The organism is Stenotrophomonas sp. YJH_SMC_54 (assembly GCF_059368435.1).
Genome location: NZ_JCAFRS010000002.1, coordinates 324,193 through 345,493, shown reverse-complemented (window position 1 = coordinate 345,493; position 21,301 = coordinate 324,193). Strand labels below are relative to the sequence as shown.

The window sequence follows — 21,301 nt, the reverse complement described above, 5'->3', positions numbered from 1 at the left end:
ATCAAGTGTGGCTACTATCGGGTCACCAGCCGTTTTTTGTGCCTCCCTTTTGGGGCACGTCGGTTGGACTCAGCACACAACCCAAGATCCATGGAGAGAGAGCCCATGAAGTTGAACAGCAACAAGCTGCGCGATGCAGTGTGCGTTGCGCTGGCCGCCAGCGCCGCATCCGTTGCCGGTACCGGGGTGGCGTCTGCCCAGACCGCCACCAACCTGGACCGCATCGAAGTCACCGGTTCGCGCATCCGTACCGTCGACGTCGAAACCGCCCAGCCGGTCCTGACCCTCAACCGCGCTGACATCGAGAAGCAGGGCTTCTCGTCGGTCGCTGACATCCTGCAGAACATCAGCGCCGTGGGTACGCCGCCGATCAGCCGTGCCCAGCCGCTGTCCTCGGGCGAAGCCGTCGGCGGCACCTACATCAGCCTGCGTGACCTGGGCGCCACCCGCACCCTGGTGCTGCTCAACGGCAAGCGCCTGGGCATCACAACCGGTGGCCTGCAGGACATCTCGACCGTGCCGGTCTCGGCCATCGAGCGCATCGAAGTGCTGAAGGACGGCGCTTCGTCGATCTACGGTTCCGATGCCATCGCCGGCGTCATCAACATCATCACCCGTACCAACTTCGAAGGCGCCACCGGCAGCGTCTACTACGGCCAGTACAGTGAAGGCGACGGTGCCACCCGCACCATGGACTTCACCATGGGCGTGAAGGGTGAGCGCGGTTCGCTGACCATCGGTGCCGAGTACGCCAAGGAAGACAAGGTGCGGGCGGCCGATCGTCCGTACGGTGCGTTCCCGCGCAGCTCCAACCACCCTGACTTCGGTTGGACCACCGTGGGTGAGTTCGGCGGTTTCGTCAGCCGTCCGGCTGATGGCCTGCCGGGCGTCACCTATCCGGCCGCCAGCGCATCCAACCCGAACCGCGAAGTGCGCGTGATCCTGCGTGAGGGTGGCAACGCGAACAACAAGGCCGACTACGTCGCGCAGAACGTCAACAGCTTCTCCACCAAGGACAAGACCAACACCAACCTGCAGACCGACCTGCGTACCCCGCAGGAACGCCGTGCAGTGTTCGTCGATGGCATCTACGACCTGACCGACAACGTGCGCCTGCGCACCAACATGCTGTACAGCTTCCGCGATTCGAACCGCCAGATCGCCGGCTACCCGTACGGCGCACTGGCCTTCGGTTCGCCGATTTCGGCCAGCAGTGTGTTCAATCCGCTGGGTGCTGACATCGCCAACTGGTGGCGTCGTACTTCGGAAGTGCCGCGCAACACCCGCGCCGAGCTGACCACCTTCCGCTTCAGCGGCGGCCTGGAAGGCAGCTTCGAGTTCTCCGACCGCCTGTTCGACTGGGATGTCGGCTACCTGTACAACAACAACAAGCTGGTCCAGACCAGCACCGGCGACCTCAACCTGACCGCGCTGCGTGCGGCGGTGGGTCCGTCCTTCATCAACAGCAGCGGCGTGGCGCAGTGCGGTACCGTGGCCAACCCGATCGGGCTGAACCAGTGCGTGCCGTACAACCCGTTCCTGCACGCCGGCATCCAGAGCAACGGTGCCAACGGCGCATTGACCGGCAACACCGCCCTGCAGAACCTGCTGTTCCCGTCCGCGCACTCCACCGCCGAGACCACCACCAAGGTCATCACCGCCAACCTGGCCGGCAGCCTGTTCACCCTGCCTGCCGGCGACCTGGGCTTCGCCGTGGGTGTCGAGCACCGCAAGGAAACCGGCAGCTTCAGCCCGGACGCGCTGGTGCAGTCGGGCAACACCTCCGGCCTGGCCAACTTCCCCACCGGTGGTGGCTACAAGGTTGACGAAGTCTATGCCGAGTTCAACGTGCCGATCCTGGCCGACCTGCCGGGCGCCCGCGAGCTGAGCCTCAACGCGGCCACCCGCCATTCGGACTACGACACCTTCGGCACCACGCTGAACAGCAAGTTCGGCTTCAAGTGGAAGCCGATCGACTCGCTGCTCATCCGCGGTACCTGGGCGGAAGGCTTCCGTGCCCCGACCATCGCCGACCTGTACAGCGGCGGTTCGCAGTCGTTCGACTTCTTCACCGATCCGTGCGATTCGGTCTACGGTGCGGCGCGCACCAATCCTGCGGTGCGTGCCCGTTGCGCCGCCGCACTGCCGGCCGGCGTAAATGCAGCCAACTTCCGCCAGCAGCAGCAGGGCTTCACCCCGACCACCGCTGCATCGTCGCAGACCCCGCTGGCCTTCGTCTCCGGCTCCAACGACCAGCTGACCCCGGAAACCTCGACGTCCAAGACCCTGGGCTTCGTCTGGAGCCCGGGTTTCATCCAGAACTTCAACATGTCGCTGGACTGGTGGGAAATCCGCGTCGAGAACACCATCATCTCGGACACGGCCAACCTGATCCTCAACGACTGCTACATCAACGACATCGCGGCACGCTGCTCGGCGTTCACGCGTGACCCGGTGACCGGCATCGTCAACAACCTCAAGCGCACCGGCATCAACGCCGGTTACCGCGAGGTGGAAGGCTTCGACCTGGATGTCAGCTACCGCCTGCCGACCGATCGTTTCGGCAACTTCAGCGCGCAGTGGACCAGCACCTACACCTCGCGTGATGACCTGGTCACCACCAAGAACCCGGTCACCCACCCGAATCCCCGCACCGGCGTGGGCTGGGCGGGCGGCGCCTTCCGCGTGCGTTCGAACCTGAACCTGGGTTGGGAAATGGGTGACTTCGGCGCCAGCTGGACCGTCCGTTACTTCTCCGGCATGAAGGAATCGTGCCTGAGCGCCGTGACGTTCCCGGAAGAGTGCAACCTGCCGAACTACGCTTCGCCGAACAACCAGGGCGTGGCGGTGGGCAGCGCGACCAACCAGCGTGGCGCGACCGTATTCAACGACGTCCAGCTGCGCTGGAACGCACCGTGGAATGCGACCGTGGCCGTGGGTGCCAACAACGTGTTCGGCCGCGTGGGCCCGACCATGTACAGCCAGCCGAGCGCGAACGTCTCCTACTACGGTGGCTTCGACATCGGTCGCTTCCTGTACATGAAGTACACCCAGCGCTTCTGATCGCGGCGTAATATGTACGTGTGACATGGCCACGCCCCGAAAGGGGCGTGGCTTTTTTCATGGGGCAGCCAGGCTTGATGGCGCAGGCCTTTGCGCAGCCGTGCTGGACCAGGCCGCGCACAGGCGCTTGCGCATCGCCGCGTGGTGGCGGCGAGGTGTCATTACGGGGATGGGCGAAGGGAGCGCGCGCGGAAACGTCGCGGTGAGGCGGCAGGGAGCTTACAGGTCCTGCTCGTAGCGCACGTACGGCACGGTGCCGTCGTCGTTGCTTTCGTTGCGTGGCGAGAACGGATTCTTGCCGCGGCTGATCACGTTCTCGGCGCCCACGGTGAGCTGGCCGGACCATGGCGTGCGCCAGGTCAGGCCGATACCCAGGCCTTCCCACTTGCCGGGCTTGCCGGGCACGTCGATGACGCGGCCGATGATGCTGCCGGTGAAATTGCCGTAGCCGGCGCCGATGCTCAGGCTCTTGCTGTCCCAGCGGTCGGCAATGGCCGGCGAGGCGTCGGCCAGCGGTACCAGGCGGGCCTTGGCGTAGGTGCCGGCGATGGACACGAAGCCTTCGCGGCCGATGTTCTTCTGCGCGAACACGGTCAGGTCATTCTGCTCGGCGCGCAGCGAAGGGGTCTTGTTCGGGCCTGCCAGCCATGCCGGCAGGGTTTCACGGCCGGTGCCGGCGGTGATGCCGAGGCGGCTGCTGCCACGGTTCAATGCGGCGGTGCCGGTGAAACGCCGGCTGTTGAGGTCGTCCTCGTCGCCGAGGCTGGCCAGCATGCAGTGGCTGGCCAGGCCGCTCATGCTGGTCCCGCTGCTGCTGCAGAGCAGGCCCAGTGAATCGCCGGAGGACAGGCCAAAGGCCGCATCCAGCGAGTTGCGGCCGAAATGCCAGCGCGCCCCGGCCGCCTGCTCACCGGTCGGCTCCAGGTACAGCAGGGCCTCGACCTTGCCGCTGCCCTTGTTCCATACCGGCAGCACGGTGCGGGTGTCCTTGCTCTGCGCATGCACGCCCGTGATCGCGCCAAGGGCGATCATCATGGCCAGCGGTAGACGCAGGAAGGTACGCATCGGACCAGTTCAGACAGGGACGGACAACGGAAGTTCCCGTGGGGACGGGAACTTGATCCTAGGGTGTTTATGAATTCTTAACAAGCCTTGATCCTCCCCAGGTACAAGACTGCCGTTCATTGAAGCCGTTCAGGCGCCGGTACAGCCCCCTGGGCGCCGTGGAACAGTATGCCGAACTCCGTCAATGGAAAGTGATACTCACGCCCGCAGAATTCGCAACGGACCTCGACGGCGCCGGTGTCTGCAGCCGCTGCACGGGCCTCTTCCTCACCCAGCGACTGCAGCATCGCCGCCACCCGCTCGCGGGAACAGGAGCAGGCAAAGGACAGCGGCTTTTCGCCCATCAGCGCCGGCTTCTCCTCGTGGAACAGGCGGTGCAGCAGCTGCTCGGCCGGGGTGGCCAGCAATTCGGCCTTGCCCAGGGTTTCGAACAGGGCGCTGGCGCGTGCCCAGCCGTCCTCGTCGCCCTCGTCGCCCGGCAGCTTCTGCAGCAGCAGGCCGGCGGCACCATTGCGGTCGGCCGCCAGCAGCAGGCGGGTCGGCAGCTGCTCGGACTGGCGGAAGTAGTCCTCGAAGGCCTCGTCCAGCTCCGGTGCGGTCAGTCCGACCAGGCTCTGGTAGCGCTGGGGTTCACGCGGATCCAGGCCGGGGTTCTCGATGGTGATGGCGAGGATCGCGTCATCGCCCAGGCTGGACAGGTCGCGCGGCGCGTCGCCGCCTTCGCTGAGCTGGGCGATGCCGCGCAGGGTGCCGGCGGCGGTGCATTCGGCGAACAGGGTGCGCAGGGCAGTGCTGCTGCGCAGCTGGATCGACAGGCGTCCATCGATCTTGGTATGGCCGGTGAACAGCGCCGAGGCCACGCAGGCCTCGCCGAGCAGTTCGGCGGCGGTATCCGGGTACTCGGCGTGGGACAGGATCTCCTGCCAGGTGGCCTGCAGGCGCACGTGGACGCCGCGGACGCCGGCGTCGGGGAGCAGGAAGCGGATCAGGGAATCGGAGTTGGCGGTCATCGGCTCACATCGCGCGTAAACGGGGGCAGTTGCCGGATAATGCGCCGACAACCAGATAGAAGAAGGATGCACCAGTAATGGGGGCAGGGGGAGAGCAGCACAAGGTGGAAGCTGTCGTAGAAGGCCCGCGCCGCAGGCGCTGGCGCTGGAAACGGCTGCTGTGGCTGCCGGTGCTGCTGGCCGCTTTCAGCTGCCTGCAGGTCCTGGTGCTGCGGTTCATCGACCCGCCCGTGTCCATGGTGATGCTGTGGCGCTATGGCGAGGCGGTGGGCGAGGCCGATTGGTCCTATCGCCTGCATTACCAGTGGCGCGACCTTGACCAGATGGCGCCGAGCCTGCCGATTTCGCTGGTGGCCGCCGAGGACCAGCGTTTCCCCGACCACAACGGCTTCGATCTGCAGGCGATCGAGAAGGCCCGCGACCACAATGCCAAGGGCGGGCGACTGCGTGGCGCCAGCACGATCAGCCAGCAGGTCGCCAAGAACCTGTTCCTCTGGCAGGGCCGCAGCTGGATCCGCAAGGGGCTGGAGGTCTGGTACACCGTGCTGATCGAAGCGCTGTGGCCAAAGGAGCGCATCCTGGAGATGTACGCCAACATCGCCGAGTTTGGTGATGGCGTGTACGGAGCTCAGGCGGCGGCGCAGAAGTTCTGGGGCAAGGACGCGGCCAGGTTGAGCCCGGCCGATAGCGCGCGGTTGGCGGCGGTGCTGCCGGCACCGCGGCGCTACAACGCCGCAAAGCCAGGGCCGTACGTGCAGCGGCGCGCCGCCTGGATCCAGCGCCAGGCACGGCAGCTGGGCGGGGCCGCGTACCTTTCGGAAGAGTGAGCGCGCGCCGCCTGATCTACGGGCGGCGGCAACGTACAATCCGGGCATGACCCGCGAACGGCTCACTTTCGTCATCGCCGCCTACAACGAGGCCCTGGCACTGCCGTTGCTGCATCCGCGGTTGTGCGCGGTGCTCGACGCGCTGCCCGACATCGACGGCCACATTCTGTACGTGGACGACGGCAGCCATGACGGGACCTGGGAGGTGATCGCCCGCCTGGCCCAATCCGACGCGCGGGTCTCCGCGCTGAAGCTGTCGCGCAATTTCGGCAAGGAAGCCGCACTGACCGCTGGCCTGGACCTGGTGCGCGAAGGGGCGGCGATGATCCTGGATGCCGATGGCCAGGACCCGCCGGAGCTTGTGCCGCAGTTCGTCGCGCGCTGGCGCGAGGGCCATGACAACGTCTATGGCACGCGCCTGGCGCGCGATGGCGAGGCCTGGATCAAGCGTGCCACGGCGGCGATCTTCTACCGCGTGATGGGGCGCCTTTCGCGTACGCCGATCCCGGCCGATACCGGGGATTTCCGCCTGCTGTCACCACGCGCGCTGAGTGCGCTGCGCGAGATGCGTGAGCGCCATCGTTTCATGAAGGGGCTTTTCAGCTGGGTGGGTTTCAAGCGCGTGGCGGTGCCCTATCACCGCCACGCACGCGTGGCCGGCACCAGCAAGTTCAGCCTGTGGCGGCTGTGGAACTTCGCCCTGGAAGGCATTACCGGGTTCTCGACCGTGCCCCTGCGCGCGGCGACCTACCTGGGGCTGGCAACCGCGGCGGTGGCCTTCGTGTTCGGCATGTGGGTGATCGTCAAGGCCGCGCTGTACGGCGACCGGGTGGCGGGCTGGCCGACGATGATGGCGGTGATCCTGTTCCTGGGCGGGGTGCAGTTGATCGCGCTGGGCCTGATCGGTGAGTACCTGGGGCGCCTGTACGAAGAGTCCAAGCAGCGGCCGTTGTACCTGGTTGACGCGTGGCTAGCATCCGCCGTGGCAGACTCGGCCCTGCAACCCACCCTCGGAGGGCAGGCAGATGACCACGGTACGGCAACTGTTGGACGGCAAGTCTCCTGAAGTACATGCGGTCGCGCCGGATGCGGCGGTGATCGATGCGATCCGGTTGATGGCGGAAAAGGGCATTGGCGCGGTCCTGGTGATGGACGGGCCGCGGTTGGTCGGGATCCTTTCGGAGCGCGATTACGCGCGCAAGATCGTGTTGCGTGATCGTTCTTCGCGCGATACGGCGGTGGCCGAGATCATGACGACGCAGGTGGTGACGGTGTCGCCGGGCGAACAGGTGGAGCATTGTCTGCAGCTGGTGACCGACTACCGCATCCGCCACCTGCCGGTGGTGGAGGGCGTGCAGGTGCTGGGGGTGATTTCCATTGGCGACCTGGTGAAGTCGGTGATCGATGCGCAGCGCAGGGAGCTGGATCAGCTGCAGCAGTACATCGTGGCGGGATGAGTTTTTCGCTGGCGGGCCTGCGGCCCGCCAGCCCGCTTTTCGAAGCTCAAAGCCAAAGTCAAAGCCAAAGCTAAAGCCAAAGCTAAAGCCAAAGCCAAAGCCAAAGCCAAAGCCAAAGCCAAAGCAGCGCCTTCCTGATACGTTGGGAGGCGGAGGGTGCGGCTGGGCAGGGTCCTCCGCCTCTGGACACGTTCCCGCGAGCGCGGTGCGTTTCAGTGCCGATCCCCCGCTCCTGGTAGATGCCAACCTTGGTTGGCAACAGCTTTTGACTTTGCTTTTTTTTTTGACTTTGAATTTCGCTCTCGTTCCGCGCGCGCAGGAAACTGTCCGGAGCCGGAGCAAGGCGGCAGGCAGGACCGTGAGGCGCATGGATGCGCCGACCGAGCCTACAGGGACGTATTTACGGCGTGTCCTGCCTGTCGCCTTGCTCCGGCTCTACGCGCGGGAAGGGAGGCGCCGCGAACAACGCTGTAACCCTACTTCGCATACTGCCCACCGCAGTTGGCATCCTTGCCCGGCCCCAGTTCAATCGTAGCCAGCAGCGCTGCCGGCGGGGCAATACTGCCCAGTGCCAGGGCCACCGCGCCGCGAATACCCAACGCCTTGAAGTCAGGGCGGAACGACGGGTCCTTGAACGTGCCGCTGATATGCAACGGTGACCGCAGTACCAGGATGCTCTTGTCCTTCGGGCGCGGTTTCAGCAGCAGGTCCAGGGTCTCGTCGCGCAGGCTGACCGTGCCTTCGCCGATGAGGATGGTATCGGTGGTGTCCACCGCCAGTGCCTGGCTGGTCATCAGGCCGTCCTGCACACCGAAGTCGGCGAAGGCGCAGCGCAGCGGAATCTGCTTGTCACCGGTCACCAGGAACTTCAGTGATTCGGTGATATCCAGCCCGGCCAGTTCCATCACCAGGTTGCCGACATGGCCACGGCCCATCGCCAGCCCGACCTTGCCGCTGCTGCTGCCGAGCATGGCGGCGATCGAGTTGCCGCGCCCGCTCAGGTCCACTTCGCCGCCGATGCCGCCCTTGGCCTGCTCGGCCAGTTTCGCATCCGGGAAAAGCTGGCCCAGCTGCACGCCGCGTACGCTGGCCTTCAACGCGGTGCGAATCTGCGCCTGGCGTGCATCCATGCGGATCGTGCTGCGGATATCGCCGCCGGCCACGCCGAAGTTCAGCGGGTCCAGCCGCAGCACGCCGTCATCCAGCAGCAGGTGCGCGTCCATGTCGTCCAGTGGCAACGAGGGCGCGTTGATGCGGTGGGCCTTCCAGCGCACGTCGGCATCCATCGCACGCAGTTTGCCCAGGTTGTAGGGCGTGTCGGGCAATACCCGGCGGCTGGCGGCGACGCGGGCGGCCTGTGCCTTTTGCTCCGCATTCGCGGTTTCGCCGCCGCCGGTCTTCGGTGGCGCTCCCACGAAGCCGGCCAGGTCATCGAAGTCCAGGCGCCTGGATTCCAGTGTCGCGGTCAGCCGTGGACGGTCGCGTCCCACCTCGAACTGCAGGTTGCCAGCGAGGTCGCTGTCACCGACCTTCCCGGTGAAGCTGTCGTAGCGCCAGACGTTGTGGTCGCGCTTCAGCCGTCCGTCCAAGGCGTAGGGCGGTGAGGGCGGGATGGCAATGCCGAGCAGCGGGTACAGGTCCGACAGGTCCTGCCCGCTGAGTGCGAACTGCAGGTCGAACACCCGCAGCTGGAACGGATTGGTCAGCGTGCCACTGGCCACCGCGTGGGTAGCGCCGGCGCGACCGTCGAGGTGCATGCGGAACGGGTGGTCGCTGTCGGTCAGTTCCAGCGGTGATTCGGTGCCACCGCGCAGGGTGAACGGGTTGCCTTGCCAGTGGCCTTTGCCCTGCACCAGCAGCGGCGGCGAGGCATCGGCCTGTTTCGGCTGACCGCTGCGCACGCCCACGCGGATGTCGGTGCGGCCCAGTGCATCGATGAACTGCAGCCGACCATCGTCGATGCGCAGGCGTTTGAGCTGCGGGCTTGTGCCGCCGGCGCTGTCACCGAGGAAGTCCCAGTTGCCCGGCTCGCCCTTGCGCGGGGCGGTTTCCAGCAGCACGTCCGGCCGGGTCAGGCGCACCTCGGGCAGCTGCACGCTGCCGCGCAGCAGGGGCCAGACCCGCACGTCGATCTCGACGCGGTCTGCGCTGGCCATCTCAGGTTGTTTCGCCCAGCTGGCATTGGCGAAGGTGATCGCATCGGCGCGGATCGTGCTGGTGCGGCCGAGGTCGACATCAAGGTTCCCGATGTGCAGCACTCGGCCGGTGCGTGCCTGCACCGCGCGCTCCACCGGTCCCTTGAACCAGTTCCAGTCCCACAACGCGAGCAGTACCAGGATCGCCGCCAGCAGGAAAACCAGGATCGTGAGCCAGCGCCGGCCTCGTGGGCCGGGGCGGCGGAGGCGCCAGCGGGGCGTGCGCCTTGCGGCAGGGGAGGCGGCAGCATTCACGCTGCCATGGTTGCCCCCTGTTCGTGGACAGGACGCGAAGCGACCATGTGCATGGCGTGCACACGCCGCCCTCGAGCGGCCGTTTACAGCACCTGCATGGTGACCGCGACGAAGTGGCAGACGCTGCCGCCGATCACGAACAGGTGCCAGATGGCATGCGAGTACGGGATCGATTCACGGTGGTAGAAGTAGGTCCCCAGCGTGTACGACAGGCCGCCGGCGAACAGCCAGGTGAGGGTGCCGCCATCGATCGAGGCCCACATCGGCTTGATCGCCACGACCACCAGCCAGCCCATGGCGATGTAGATCACCGTTGAGAGCACCTTGAAACGGCCGGTGTAGAACAGCTTGAACACCACGCCGCCCAGCGCCAGCGCCCAGATCGCGGTGAACAGGCCCCAGCCCCACGGACCGCGCAGGCCGATCAGGGTGAACGGGGTATAGGTGCCCGCGATCAGCACATAGATCGCGCAGTGGTCGAACACCTTCAACCGGCCCTTGGCAACCGGATGCTGGATGGCGTGGTACAGCGTGGAGGCGGTGTACAGCAGCAACAGCGCGATACCGAACACGATCGCGCTGGCCAGCTGCCAGCCGTCGCCGTAGATCGCAGCCAGGGTGATCAACACCGCGCTGGCGGCCAGAGCGAATACCGCGCCCAGGCCATGGGTCAGGGCGCTGGCGATTTCTTCACGGATCGAAGCAATGGACGTCGTGGACATGGCGTAGGCATTGTTCGCGGGGAGGGGGACCCGCACCCCCTTATCATCGCCGCGATGGGCGATGCGTGCACGCCTGTCACCGTATGGTGGGTGAATGCCTGCCTTGCGTTGGCTGGGGTCAGAGCCCTTTCCTGCCGGAAAGGGATCCGACCCCTTGGCATCAGCCCACCGAAACGGTATGGGCCGCTTCGCGGGTGGCCGAGAAACGCACGTCCGGCGAGCGTTCCTGCGCCAGCTGCAGGTTGACCCGGGTCGGTGCCAGGTAGACCAGGTGGCCGGCTGCATCCAGTGCCAGGTTCAGCGCATTCTTTTCTCGGAACTCTTCCAGCTTCTTCTCGTTGCTGCAGTGGACCCAACGCGCGGTGGTCACGCTGACCGGCTCGAAGGTGGCTTCCACGCCGTACTCGTCCTTCAGGCGATAGGCCGCCACGTCGAACTGCAGCACACCCACCGCACCCAGGATCAGGTCGTTGCTGGTGAGAGGGCGGAAGAACTGGGTCGCGCCTTCTTCGGACAGCTGGGCCAGTCCCTTCTGCAGCTGCTTGAGCTTGAGCGGATCGCGCAGGCGCGCGCGGCGGAACAGTTCCGGGGCGAAGTTGGGGATGCCGGTGAAGGTGACCGCTTCGCCTTCGGTAAAGGTATCGCCGATGGAAATGGTGCCGTGGTTGTGGATGCCGATCACATCGCCCGGCCAGGCTTCGGCGGCGATTTCACGATCGCTGGCCATGAAGGTCAGTGCGTTGGCCAGCTTCATTTCCTTGCCGGTGCGCACGTGGAAGGTCTTCATGCCGGCGCTGAAGCGGCCCGAGCAGACGCGCATGAACGCGACGCGGTCGCGGTGCTGCGGGTCCATGTTGGCCTGGATCTTGAACACGAAGCCGGTCAGCTTGTTTTCTTCCGGGGCGATCTCGCGGCCGGTGGTGGAGCGTGCCTGTGGCGACGGCGCATGCTCGACGAAGAAGTCCAGCAGCGGCTGCACGCCGAAGTTGTTCACGCCCGAGCCGAAGAACACCGGGGTCTGCTTGCCGGCGCGGTAGGCCTCCAGGTCGAACGGATGGCTGGCGCCCTGCACCAGTTCCAGCTCGTCGCGCAGGTCGGCCAGCATCTGCGCACCGATCTTCTCGGCCAGGCCGGGGGCGTCGATGGACGGGAAGATGGTCGAGTCCTGGCGGGTGAAGTTGCGGCCCGGCTCGTACAGGTGCACTTCGCCGGTCAGCAGGTGGACCACGCCCTTCAGGCGCTGGCCCATGCCGATCGGCCAGGTCACCGGCGCGCACTGGATGCCCAGCACGGTTTCCACTTCATCCAGCAGCTCGATCGGGTCCTTGCCCTCGCGGTCGAGCTTGTTGATGAAGGTCATGATCGGGGTATCGCGCAGGCGGCACACTTCCATCAGCTTGATGGTGCGCTCTTCCACGCCCTTGGCCACGTCGATCACCATCAGCGCCGAGTCCACCGCAGTCAGCACGCGGTAGGTGTCCTCGCCGAAGTCGGCGTGGCCGGGGGTGTCGAGCAGGTTGACGATCTTGTCTTCGTACGGGAACTGCATCACCGAAGAGGTGACGGAGATGCCGCGTTCCTTTTCCAATGCCATCCAGTCGGAGGTGGCGTGGCGGGCGGCCTTGCGGCCCTTGACCGAACCGGCCATCTGGATCGCGCCTCCGAACAGCAGCAGCTTTTCGGTCAGCGTGGTCTTGCCGGCGTCAGGGTGGGAAATGATGGCGAAGGTGCGGCGACGCGACGCTTCGTTGGCGACTTCGGACATGGCAGTGGCGCCCGCCCGGGGCGCTTTTCAAAGAGATAAGCGCCCGATTATAAAAGAGATAAGCGCCCGATTATACCGGCCGGGGCCGTTCAGCGCCCGATGCCGCCCTCGGCCTCGCCCTGGCGGGCGAACTGCAGCTGGCCCTGCTCGGCGAAGATGCGTGCCGGCACCGAACGCAGGCCCATGCCGCGGTTGACCTGCACCACGAAGTGCAGGTGCGGTGCGCTGCTGAAGCCGCTGTTGCCGGACAGGCCGATGGGCTGCCCGGCGCCCACCGCCTGGCCGCGACGCACGCGCATGCCGCCGGCCTGCAGGTGGCCGTACAGGGCCATGCTGCCGTCGCTGTGCAGCACGCGGATGAAGTTGGCGCGGGCACCATCACGTTCGCGGTCCTGGCCGTTGCCTCGGAAGCCATCCTGGATCTGCATCACCGTGCCCTCGCGCGCGGCCAGCACCAGCGTGCCCTCCGGCAGTGCGAAGTCGACCGCGTCGCGGTTCTCCTCGTCGTCGTGGCTGAACCGGCCCTGCGGCGCCTGGTCCACCCGCGGGCGTGCATCATCGAAGGGCAGGCGGTAGGCCACATCCTCGGCCTGTGCGGCGGGGTTGCCTGGTACCGACTGCAGGCGCAGGTCCAGCATCCGGCCGTTGACCGGCGCGGGGAGGTGGCCGACTACCAGGCTGCTGTCGCCCTGTATCAGTGACTGCACCGGCAAGCCGTCGACCGGGTGCCCAGGGGCGGCGCGCAGTTCGATCTGCAACGGCCCGGCCAGGGTGTTGTCGATCCGGGCCTGCCACTGTTCGCCGATCGACTGCAGGCGCAGCTGGGCCATCGGAAGGGGGGCCTTCGCCTCCGCGCTGGCGGGGGCAGGCGCCTTCGGCAGCATCCCCCAGCCCTGGCGCCACTCGCTGGCGCCGGCAGAGGCGCTGGCCAGCAGCGGCAGGAGCAGGCAGGTCAAGGGCAGGCGTGGCATCAGCGGATTCAGGAAAACGGACCGTCCGGACTGTACCCGATCCTGAACGGAGCGACCGCGACGCCTCTCGCATACCTGTCGCGAAAATATTCATCGCTTTATCCGCATGAAGGGATTGACAGCGCCCGGAAGCGCTGGCATCGTGGCCTCACCATCGAGACCGGCAGAGGGACAGGCCCTTTGAAGCCGGGGCAGCCCGCGGATGCGAAAGCGTTCGCGTAGGTGCCAAATCCTGCGGGGACCGTGGCGTCCACCGAAAGATGGTTCGATCCATGCACCGCACGTGCATCTCGAACGCGAGCCCCGCGAAGGCTCGATGGCCGATTCCCCAACCGGATCCCGCCATGAGCTTCGCTGCCAGTACCGCCGTTCGCCCCGAACCCTTTGTTCCCGTCAGCGTGCCGGTCGAAGATCGCGTGCATGCCGAGCGCGGTGAGTTCGCCGCGGTGCTGTCGATGCGTCACGCTGGCCCCAGCCCGGTGCGCCTGCGCTATGAGTGGGTCGGCCCCGCCAATGCGCCGGTGGTGGTGCTGGCCGGCGGCATTTCCGCCCATCGCCATGTGGCGTCCAACGCACAGTTCAGCGAGAAGGGCTGGGCCGAAGACCTGGTCGGCAGTGGTCGCACGCTGGATCCGCAGCAGTTGCGCGTACTGGCGTTCGACTTCATCGGGGCCGACGGTGCGTTGGACGTGCCGATCGATACCGCTGACCAGGCCGATGCGCTGGCACTGCTGCTGGATCATCTGGGTATCCGCACGCTGAAGGCCTTCGTCGGCTACTCGTATGGCGCGCTGGTCGGCCAGCAGTTCGCGATCCGTCATCGAGCCCGGGTGCGCCAGCTGGTGCTGGCCAGCGGCGCGCATCGTCCGCACCCGTATGCCGCGGCCTGGCGCGCACTGCAGCGCCGCGCCGTCGCCCTCGGCCAACTGCAGTGCGGCGAAGACCACGGCCTGGCGCTGGCCCGGCAGTTCGCCATGCTCAGCTACCGCACCCCGGAAGAGTTCGGCGAGCGCTTCGACGCCGCGCCGGAAGTGATCAACGGCCGCGTGCGGGTCGCCGCCGAGGACTATCTCGACGCCGCCGGCGCGCAGTACGTCGCGCGCACGCCGGTGACCGCCTACCTGCGCCTGTCCGAATCGATCGACCTGCACCGCGTGGACCCCGCGGCCATCCTGCCGCCGACCGTGGTGGTCGCGGTGGAGGGTGACCGCCTGGTGCCGTTGGCCGACCTGGTCGGCCTGGTCGAGGGGCTGGGGCCGCGCGGCAGCCTGCGCGTGCTGCGCTCGCCCTATGGCCACGACGCCTTCCTCAAAGAAACCGATCGCATCGACGCGATCCTCGCCACCGCCTTCCGCACCTCTGGAGAGTCCGCATGAGCCTGCACGCCAACGAGCCGTCCTGTAGCCGCACCACTGCCGCTGTCCGTGCCGGCATCGATCGGGACACCGCGCATGGCGCGGTCACGCCGCCGATCGTGCTGTCGTCGAACTTCAGCTTTGAAGGCTTCGGCAACAAGCGCCAGTACGACTACACGCGCAGTGGCAACCCGACCCGCGACCTGTTGGGTGAAGCGCTGGCCGAGCTGGAAGGCGGTGCGGGCGGCGTGATCACCGCCACCGGCATGGGCGCGATCAACCTGGTGTTGAACGCGCTGCTTCAGCCGGGCGATACCCTGGTCGTGCCGCACGACGCGTACGGTGGCAGCTGGCGGCTGTTCAATGCGCTGGCGAAGAAGGGCCATTTCGAACTGGTCACCGCCGACCTGACCGATCCGCGCGCGCTGTCGCAGGCCCTGGCCACCCAGCCGAAGCTGGTGCTGGTGGAAACGCCGTCCAATCCGCTGCTGCGCATCACCGACCTGCGCTTCGTCATCGATGCCGCGCACAAGGCAGGTGCTCTGGTTGTGGTCGACAACACCTTCCTGTCGCCGGCCCTGCAGCAACCACTGTCGTTCGGTGCGGATCTGGTGCTGCATTCCACCACCAAGTACATCAACGGCCACAGCGACGTGGTGGGTGGTGCGGTCGTCGCGCGCGATCCGGCACTGCATGAGCAGCTGGTGTGGTGGGGCAACGCGCTGGGCCTGACGGGTTCGCCGTTTGATGCCTTCCTGACCCTGCGCGGCCTGCGTACGCTGGATGCGCGCCTGCGCGTGCATCAGGAGAACACCACGTCGATCGTTGCGCTGCTGGACCAGCATCCGGCGGTCGGCCGCGTCTATTATCCGGGCCTGGCCGATCACCCGGGCCACTCCATCGCTGCTCGCCAGCAGAGTGGCTTCGGCGCGATGCTGTCGTTCGAACTGGCGCACTGCGCGGGTGATGATCCGCACGCGGCGGTTCGCGCGTTCGTCGATGGCCTGCGCTGTTTCACCCTGGCCGAATCGCTGGGCGGCGTCGAAAGCCTGATCGCGCACCCCGCCACCATGACCCATGCGGCGATGACCGCCGAAGCGCGTGCTGCGGCCGGCATCAGCGAAGGCCTGCTGCGCCTGTCGGTTGGCATCGAGGCCGAGCGTGACCTGTTGGCCGATCTCGGCGCCGCGCTGCAGCGTGCCGAAGCGGTGATTGATGCGGCTGCGCGCCGCAAACAGGTGGTGGATGCATGAGCGCGCTCGCCGCAGAAATTCCTGCTCTGGGCGTGGGACGCCTGGCGCTGCTGGGCACCGGCACGGTCGGCTCGGCCTTCGTACAGCGTTACCAGGCATTGCGGGCGCGTGGGCTGGAACTGCCCAGCGTGCAGTGGCTGGCCAATTCACGCACTGCGCTGGAGATCGATCGTGACCTGGCCTTGCCGCTGGAACTGGCACGGCGTGCACCGCGCGATGGCCAGAGTTCGCCACCGTGGGCGAGTGCCGAAGGACTGGAGCGTGGCGACGTGGTGGTCGACGCCACCGCCAGCGAAGACGTGGCCGCGCGCCACGTGCAGTGGCTGGCGCGGGGCGTGCATGTGGTGACCGCCAACAAGCTGGGACGTGGTGCGCAGCTGGCCCGCGCGCAGGCCATTGCGGAAAGCTGTGCCGACAGTGGCGCACGCTATGGCGACAGCGCGACGGTGGGCGCGGGCCTGCCGCTGTTGAGCAGCCTGCGTGCACTGGTGGCCGGTGGCGATCACATCCATGCCATCGAAGGCGTGCTGTCCGGTTCGCTGGCGTGGCTGTTCCATCGTTATGACGGCCAGTCGCCGTTCTCGGCGGCGGTGCGCGAGGCGCTGGCTGCCGGCTACACCGAGCCCGATCCGCGTCTGGACCTTTCCGGTGAAGACGTGCGTCGCAAGCTGCTGATCCTCGCCCGCAGCAGCGGGTTGGCGCTGGATGCGTCGCAGGTAGAGGTGGATTCACTGGTGCCTGAAGCGCTGGCAGCGCTGCCGCTGGAGGATGCGGTGGCGGCGCTCGAGCAGCTGGATGCGCCGTTGCAGGCGCGCTGGCAGCAGGCGCATGACAATGGCCGCGTGCTGCGTTTCGTTGGCCGTGTCGATGGCGAGGGTGCGCAGGTGGGCCTGCGTGAGTTGCCTGCCGATCACCCGTTGGCGCAGGGCGCGGGCACCGACAACCGCGTGGCCATCCACAGCGATCGCTATCACCGCCAGCCGTTGTTGATCCAGGGCCCGGGCGCGGGCGCGGAAGTCACCGCCGCCGCGCTGCTGGATGACGTGTTGCGGATCGTCGGCTGATCGCACTGCTTCTGTAGAGCCGAGCCCATGCTCGGCTGCTACTGGCGAGATCCCTCTTGCTGGATAAGCCGAGCATGGCTCGACTCTACAGGGGAGGGCTGCTGTTCAATGCGCCTTCAATGCCTTCAGCAACGCCGCGTTGAACTGCTTCGGGTCCTGCACCTGCGGCGAATGGCCCAGTTCGGCGAACTCGATCAGCGTCGCGCCGGGAATCGCCGCGGCGGCCGCCTTGCCGAGCACCGGATAGTTGCCCAGCGTCGCCTTCACCGCTGGTGGCGCCAGGTCGCGACCGATCGCGGTGCGGTCCTTCTGGCCGATGAACAGCGTGGTCGGCACCTGAACATTCTTGAGTTCGTAGACCACCGGCTGGTTGAACACCATGTCCGAGGCCAGTGCCTGGCTCCATGCAACGGCCTGCTTGCCGGGCCCTTCGTACATGCCCGACTGCATCCGTGCCCACGGTTCATACGCCGGCTTCCATTTTCCGTCGTAGTACACGTCCAGCTGGTAGCGGCGGATGCTGTCATAGCTGATGTTCATTTCGCCGGCGTACCACGCGTCCACGCTGCGCCAGGGAATACCCAGTGCCTTCCAGTCTTCCAGCCCGATCGGGTTGACCAGTGACAGGCTGCGCAGGTCCTGCGGGAACATCAGCGCATAGCGCACCGCCAGCATGCCGCCCATCGAATGACCGACCAGGTGCACCGGGACATCACCCAGTTGCAGCTGTTGCAGCAGGGCATGGGTGTTGGCGGCCAGCTGCGCGAACGAATACTGGTAACGCTCGGGCTTGCTGGATTTGCAGAAGCCCACCTGGTCCGGAGCGATCACCCGATAGCCGGCGCCAACCAGTGGCTTGATCGATTCCTTCCAGGTGGCGGCACAGAAGTTCTTGCCGTGCAGCAGCACCACCACGCCGATGGGTGCCTTCTTCGGCGCGATGTCGAGGTAGGCCATTTCCAGCGGCTGCTGCTGCGATTCCAGCGCGAAGGTCTTCACCGGATAGCCGTAGTCGAAACCCTCCAGCCGCGGCCCGTAAGTGGGCGCGGCCAGCGCAGGCAGTGGAAGGCAGGCAAGCAGGGCGGCAGCGATCACGCGCATGGGGCGGTCCTGGGTAGGGGAGCCCCGAGCCTAACCGGAACGCAATGACGGTGTCGTCCGACCGGGCAAGGGCGACGAGGTAGAGTCGACTGGGTAGAGTCGACGGTTAGTCGACTACCTTCCCCACAACGAGCGAAAATCCCGCGCTGCGCGCGATAGTCGACCAACGGTCGACTCTACCTGTGGCCCGGCGCCATCGCGCCGGGACCGGTAGACCTCAACACTCGATGACGTTCACCGCCAGGCCGCCACGGCTGGTTTCCTTGTACTTGTCCTGCATGTCGCGGCCGGTATCGCGCATGGTCTTGATCACCTTGTCCAGCGACACCTTGTGCTTGCCGTCGCCGCGCATCGCCATGCGCGAGGCATTGATCGCCTTCACCGCGCCCATCGCATTGCGTTCGATGCAGGGGATCTGCACCAGCCCGCCGATCGGGTCACAGGTCAGGCCGAGGTTGTGTTCCATGCCGATTTCCGCGGCATTCTCGATCTGGCTCGGGTTGCCACCCAGCGCTGCGACCAGGCCACCGGCCGCCATCGAGCAGGCCACGCCCACTTCGCCCTGGCAGCCCACTTCGGCGCCGGAGATCGAGGCGTTTTCCTTGTACAGGATGCCGATCGCTGCCGAGGTCAGCAGGAAGTCGAATACGCGCTGTTCGTTGGCGCCGGGGCAGAAACGGTCGAAGTAATGCAGCACCGCCGGCAGCACGCCGGCAGCGCCGTTGGTCGGCGCAGTCACCACACGACCACCGGCGGCGTTCTCTTCGTTCACCGCCAGCGCATAGAGATTGACCCAGTCCAGCGTGGTCAGCGGATCGCGCATCGCTGCTTCCGGCTTCGACGACAGCTCGCGGTACAGCGCCGGTGCACGACGGCCGACCTTCAGGCCACCCGGCAGCACGCCTTCCTCGCGGATGCCGCGCGCCACGCACGACTGCATCGCACTCCAGATCTCGCGCAGGTTGGCGCGGATCTCGTCTTCGCTGCGCCAGCACTTCTCGTTCTCGAACATCAGCTGGGCGATGCTCAGGCCGCTGCGCGCCGTCTGCGCCAGCAGCTCGTCGCCGCTCTTGAACGGGTAGGGCAGCGGGGTCTCGTCGGGCACGATGCGGTCATCGGCCGCGTCGTCCTGGTTGACCACGAAGCCGCCACCGACCGAGTAATAGTCGCGGGTGGCGATCACCTCGTCCTCGGCGTTGTACGCGGTGAAGCGCATGCCGTTGGTGTGGTACGGCAGCTTCTGGCGCTTGTTCATGCCGAGGTCGCGCTTCTCGTCGAAGGCGATCTCGTGCTGGCCCATCAGCTGGATGCGCTTGCTGCTGCGGATGCGCTCCAGGGTGGCCGGAATGATGTCCGGATCGATCAGGTTCGGACGCTGGCCTTCCAGGCCCAGCAGGATCGCCTTGTCGGTGCCATGGCCGCGGCCGGTCAGCGCCAGCGAGCCATAGACATCGGCGCGGATGCGCGCGACCTCGTGCAGGCGGCCCGGGTCAAGCAGCCAGCGATGGATGAATCGCTCGGCGGCCTTCATCGGCCCGACGGTGTGCGAGGAGCTCGGGCCAATGCCGATCTTGAAAACGTCGAACGTGCTGACAGCCATGGTTGCCGTACTGCGGGTACCGGAGGAGACCGCTATTCTAGCGGTTCATGCCGCACTTCCATGGCTGCGGCGCAGCATTTGGGCAGAGGGAGCAAAACCGGTGTTGACCCTGTTCCAGCGCGATGACTGCCACCTGTGCGACATGGCCCTGGCCGAGCTGGCCAAGGCGCGGGCACCGGAGTTCGAATCGGTGTTCCTGGATGACCAGCCTGCGCTGGAAGCGCGCTACGGCGCGCGGGTGCCGGTGCTGCGCGACGAGACTGGTGGTCGTGAGCTGGACTGGCCGTTCGACGCAGCCACGGTCCAGGCCTGGCTGGCCGTCGACCGGTAGTGCCGGCCGTTGGCCGGCAAGCCCGCGATGCCCGGTGATGCCGGCCAGCGGCCGGCACTACCAGAGGCGTTGCCATGTCCGGTGATGCCGGCCAGCGGCCGGCACTACCAGACGCGGTTTATTTCGCGTCGAACTTCACGATCGTGCTGATCGCGGTTTCGTCCGGGATGGTCTTGGTGTCGGCCCAGTCGCCGCCGCCGACGCCGAAGTCCAGGCGCTTGACCGTGGCCTTGCCGGTCAGCACCGGCTGGGTGCCCGGCTTCCAGGTGAAGGTGAGGGTGACCGGCTTGCTGACGCCTCGCAGCTCCAGTGTGCCATCGGCGGCGAACTGGTCATTGCCCACCGCGCGGAAGCCCTTGGCGGTGTAGCGTGCGGTGGCGAACTTGCCAACATTGAAGAAGTCGGCGGTCTGCAGGGTCGAGTCACGGTCGCTGTTGCCGCTCTTGGCGCCGGCCAGCGGGATCACCACGTCCAGCGAACCGGCGGCCGGGTTGGCCGGGTCGAAGCTGAGCTTGGTGGCGAAGCCCGGGAAGCTGCCGGTGAACACTTCGCCGTCGTACTTGGTGGCGAACACCAGGATCGAGCCGGCGCCGGGCGCCTGTGCGTAGTCGGCGGCGAACACCGGGGTGGTGGCCAGCATGCCGGCCAGGGCGGCGGCCACGGCGGCCGGAGTGGTCAGTTTCAGGTTCATCGGTCAGTCCTTCTGAGGGGAGGCAAGCCAGCCGCGCGGCAACATGCGGGACAAGGTCGCATCGCGCTGGAACAGGTGGTGGTAGAAGGCAGCGCCGGCATGGGCCAGCACCACCGCGATCAACAGCCAGAAGCCATACTCGTGGATGGCATGCGATACCGCGACCACCTGCGGGTCGGGACCGCTCAGCTTGGGCACGTCGACCAGGCCGAACCAGCGGAACGGGCGCAGGCCGCTGGCCGAGTCGTACAGCCAGCCCGACAGCGGGATGGCGAACATCAGCACATACAGCAGCACGTGGGTGGCACTGGCGATGCGTTCCTGCCAGCTGGGCACGCCCGGCACCGGCTTGGGGGCACCGGCATACAGGCGCCAGCCGAGGCGGAAGAGCACGAGCGCCAGCACGGTGATGCCGATCGACTTGTGCGCGGTATAGACCCAGAAATACTTGGGGGTCTTGGGCAGTTCGCCCATGGTCAGGCCGACCACGCCCAGGGCGAGGATCAGCAATGCGATCAACCAATGCAGGATCTGGCTGACACTCCCCCAGGCGGCGGGGGTGTTCTTGGCGGTCAT

General features: G+C 66.6%; 18 protein-coding genes and 1 riboswitch. Of the genes, 8 read left to right on the top strand and 10 right to left on the bottom strand.

Annotated features, from left to right (window positions below; genetic code table 11):
- The first annotated feature begins 105 nt into the window (after window positions 1-105).
- Window positions 106-3,063, top strand: a complete 2,958-nt coding sequence (locus AC5P5S_RS03870; RefSeq protein WP_005414239.1) for a TonB-dependent receptor domain-containing protein — start codon at window positions 106-108, stop codon at window positions 3,061-3,063.
- Window positions 3,064-3,282: 219 nt separating this feature from the next.
- On the opposite strand, the gene AC5P5S_RS03865 is transcribed toward AC5P5S_RS03870, so the two are convergent.
- Window positions 3,283-4,095: an XOO1806 family protein gene (locus AC5P5S_RS03865; RefSeq protein WP_024956328.1), complete on the bottom strand. Its 813-nt coding sequence runs from the start codon at window positions 4,093-4,095 to the stop codon at window positions 3,283-3,285.
- Between the two features lie 149 nt (window positions 4,096-4,244).
- Window positions 4,245-5,138 (bottom strand): Hsp33 family molecular chaperone HslO, encoded by an 894-nt coding sequence (hslO, locus tag AC5P5S_RS03860; protein ID WP_005414237.1) that lies wholly within the window; start codon window positions 5,136-5,138, stop codon window positions 4,245-4,247.
- 77 nt (window positions 5,139-5,215) lie between these two features.
- On the opposite strand from hslO, the gene mtgA reads away from it, so the two are divergent.
- From mtgA to AC5P5S_RS03845, 3 genes are read left to right on the top strand one after another with little or no spacing between them, the layout of a single operon-like run.
- Complete coding sequence (mtgA, locus tag AC5P5S_RS03855) at window positions 5,216-5,965, top strand: monofunctional biosynthetic peptidoglycan transglycosylase (RefSeq protein WP_062607958.1); 750 nt, start codon at window positions 5,216-5,218, stop codon at window positions 5,963-5,965.
- 46 nt (window positions 5,966-6,011) lie between these two features.
- A complete protein-coding gene (locus tag AC5P5S_RS03850) occupies window positions 6,012-7,031 on the top strand; it encodes a glycosyltransferase family 2 protein (RefSeq protein ID WP_005410685.1) in 1,020 nt (339 codons plus the stop codon).
- The gene (locus tag AC5P5S_RS03845) at window positions 6,991-7,422 is read left to right on the top strand and encodes a CBS domain-containing protein (protein WP_033834030.1); all 432 of its coding nucleotides are present in this window, start codon (window positions 6,991-6,993) and stop codon (window positions 7,420-7,422) included. The genes AC5P5S_RS03850 and AC5P5S_RS03845 overlap by 41 nt, the downstream gene beginning before the upstream one ends.
- Window positions 7,423-7,898: 476 nt before the next feature.
- Here the strand turns inward: AC5P5S_RS03845 and AC5P5S_RS03840 are convergent, their stop codons facing one another.
- The 4 genes from AC5P5S_RS03840 to AC5P5S_RS03825 form a co-directional block, all read right to left on the bottom strand.
- Window positions 7,899-9,872, bottom strand: a complete 1,974-nt coding sequence (locus tag AC5P5S_RS03840) for an AsmA family protein (protein ID WP_231336624.1) — start codon at window positions 9,870-9,872, stop codon at window positions 7,899-7,901.
- Between the two features lie 83 nt (window positions 9,873-9,955).
- The gene (trhA, locus tag AC5P5S_RS03835) at window positions 9,956-10,594 is read right to left on the bottom strand and encodes a PAQR family membrane homeostasis protein TrhA (RefSeq protein WP_005410682.1); all 639 of its coding nucleotides are present in this window, start codon (window positions 10,592-10,594) and stop codon (window positions 9,956-9,958) included.
- 160 nt (window positions 10,595-10,754) lie between these two features.
- Entirely contained in the window at window positions 10,755-12,359 is a 1,605-nt protein-coding gene (locus AC5P5S_RS03830) for a peptide chain release factor 3 (RefSeq protein WP_005410681.1), read from the bottom strand.
- A gap of 89 nt (window positions 12,360-12,448) precedes the next feature.
- Entirely contained in the window at window positions 12,449-13,330 is an 882-nt protein-coding gene (locus tag AC5P5S_RS03825; RefSeq protein WP_111687574.1) for a M23 family metallopeptidase, read from the bottom strand.
- Between the two features lie 148 nt (window positions 13,331-13,478).
- Window positions 13,479-13,597, top strand: a riboswitch (SAM riboswitch).
- A gap of 77 nt (window positions 13,598-13,674) precedes the next feature.
- Here AC5P5S_RS03825 and metX point away from each other — a divergent pair.
- The 3 genes from metX to AC5P5S_RS03810 are packed head-to-tail and all read left to right on the top strand — an operon-like array spanning window position 13,675 to window position 17,002.
- On the top strand, window positions 13,675-14,706 hold the full coding sequence (gene metX, locus AC5P5S_RS03820; protein ID WP_005410679.1) for a homoserine O-succinyltransferase MetX: 1,032 nt from the start codon (window positions 13,675-13,677) through the stop codon (window positions 14,704-14,706).
- Complete coding sequence (locus AC5P5S_RS03815; RefSeq protein WP_005410678.1) at window positions 14,703-15,938, top strand: O-succinylhomoserine (thiol)-lyase; 1,236 nt, start codon at window positions 14,703-14,705, stop codon at window positions 15,936-15,938. The genes metX and AC5P5S_RS03815 overlap by 4 nt, the downstream gene beginning before the upstream one ends.
- Window positions 15,935-17,002 carry a homoserine dehydrogenase family protein gene (locus AC5P5S_RS03810; RefSeq protein WP_049404532.1) on the top strand — a complete coding sequence of 356 codons (1,068 nt, stop codon included), beginning with the start codon at window positions 15,935-15,937 and terminating at the stop codon, window positions 17,000-17,002. The genes AC5P5S_RS03815 and AC5P5S_RS03810 overlap by 4 nt, the downstream gene beginning before the upstream one ends.
- A gap of 105 nt (window positions 17,003-17,107) precedes the next feature.
- On the opposite strand, the gene AC5P5S_RS03805 is transcribed toward AC5P5S_RS03810, so the two are convergent.
- Both AC5P5S_RS03805 and AC5P5S_RS03800 read right to left on the bottom strand, forming a co-directional pair.
- Entirely contained in the window at window positions 17,108-18,103 is a 996-nt protein-coding gene (locus AC5P5S_RS03805) for an alpha/beta fold hydrolase (protein ID WP_062607954.1), read from the bottom strand.
- Window positions 18,104-18,320: 217 nt separating this feature from the next.
- Window positions 18,321-19,703 (bottom strand): L-serine ammonia-lyase, encoded by a 1,383-nt coding sequence (locus AC5P5S_RS03800; RefSeq protein ID WP_024956918.1) that lies wholly within the window; start codon window positions 19,701-19,703, stop codon window positions 18,321-18,323.
- 100 nt (window positions 19,704-19,803) lie between these two features.
- Between AC5P5S_RS03800 and AC5P5S_RS03795 the strand changes: the two genes are divergently transcribed.
- Window positions 19,804-20,034: a glutaredoxin family protein gene (locus AC5P5S_RS03795; protein ID WP_024956919.1), complete on the top strand. Its 231-nt coding sequence runs from the start codon at window positions 19,804-19,806 to the stop codon at window positions 20,032-20,034.
- Between the two features lie 118 nt (window positions 20,035-20,152).
- Here AC5P5S_RS03795 and AC5P5S_RS03790 read toward each other — a convergent pair whose 3' ends face one another.
- Together AC5P5S_RS03790 and AC5P5S_RS03785 are read right to left on the bottom strand one after the other, a co-directional pair.
- Window positions 20,153-20,725, bottom strand: a complete 573-nt coding sequence (locus AC5P5S_RS03790) for a YceI family protein (protein ID WP_005414145.1) — start codon at window positions 20,723-20,725, stop codon at window positions 20,153-20,155.
- 3 nt (window positions 20,726-20,728) lie between these two features.
- Window positions 20,729-21,301: a cytochrome b gene (locus tag AC5P5S_RS03785; RefSeq protein WP_005410672.1), complete on the bottom strand. Its 573-nt coding sequence runs from the start codon at window positions 21,299-21,301 to the stop codon at window positions 20,729-20,731.

What these genes read in the sequence shown, in the direction of transcription:
- AC5P5S_RS03815 (WP_005410678.1), top strand. Translation starts at nt 14,703, where the DNA reads ATGAGCCTGCACGCCAACGAGCCGTCCTGTAGCCGCACCACTGCCGCT.
- AC5P5S_RS03845 (WP_033834030.1), top strand. Translation starts at nt 6,991, where the DNA reads ATGACCACGGTACGGCAACTGTTGGACGGCAAGTCTCCTGAAGTACAT.
- AC5P5S_RS03830 (WP_005410681.1), bottom strand. Translation starts at nt 12,359, where the DNA reads ATGTCCGAAGTCGCCAACGAAGCGTCGCGTCGCCGCACCTTCGCCATC.
- hslO (WP_005414237.1), bottom strand. Translation starts at nt 5,138, where the DNA reads ATGACCGCCAACTCCGATTCCCTGATCCGCTTCCTGCTCCCCGACGCC.
- trhA (WP_005410682.1), bottom strand. Translation starts at nt 10,594, where the DNA reads ATGTCCACGACGTCCATTGCTTCGATCCGTGAAGAAATCGCCAGCGCC.
- AC5P5S_RS03800 (WP_024956918.1), bottom strand. Translation starts at nt 19,703, where the DNA reads ATGGCTGTCAGCACGTTCGACGTTTTCAAGATCGGCATTGGCCCGAGC.
- AC5P5S_RS03785 (WP_005410672.1), bottom strand. Translation starts at nt 21,301, where the DNA reads ATGACCGCCAAGAACACCCCCGCCGCCTGGGGGAGTGTCAGCCAGATC.
- metX (WP_005410679.1), top strand. Translation starts at nt 13,675, where the DNA reads ATGAGCTTCGCTGCCAGTACCGCCGTTCGCCCCGAACCCTTTGTTCCC.
- AC5P5S_RS03790 (WP_005414145.1), bottom strand. Translation starts at nt 20,725, where the DNA reads ATGAACCTGAAACTGACCACTCCGGCCGCCGTGGCCGCCGCCCTGGCC.
- mtgA (WP_062607958.1), top strand. Translation starts at nt 5,216, where the DNA reads ATGGGGGCAGGGGGAGAGCAGCACAAGGTGGAAGCTGTCGTAGAAGGC.
- AC5P5S_RS03865 (WP_024956328.1), bottom strand. Translation starts at nt 4,095, where the DNA reads ATGATCGCCCTTGGCGCGATCACGGGCGTGCATGCGCAGAGCAAGGAC.
- AC5P5S_RS03810 (WP_049404532.1), top strand. Translation starts at nt 15,935, where the DNA reads ATGAGCGCGCTCGCCGCAGAAATTCCTGCTCTGGGCGTGGGACGCCTG.
- AC5P5S_RS03850 (WP_005410685.1), top strand. Translation starts at nt 6,012, where the DNA reads ATGACCCGCGAACGGCTCACTTTCGTCATCGCCGCCTACAACGAGGCC.
- AC5P5S_RS03870 (WP_005414239.1), top strand. Translation starts at nt 106, where the DNA reads ATGAAGTTGAACAGCAACAAGCTGCGCGATGCAGTGTGCGTTGCGCTG.
- AC5P5S_RS03805 (WP_062607954.1), bottom strand. Translation starts at nt 18,103, where the DNA reads ATGCGCGTGATCGCTGCCGCCCTGCTTGCCTGCCTTCCACTGCCTGCG.
- AC5P5S_RS03825 (WP_111687574.1), bottom strand. Translation starts at nt 13,330, where the DNA reads ATGCCACGCCTGCCCTTGACCTGCCTGCTCCTGCCGCTGCTGGCCAGC.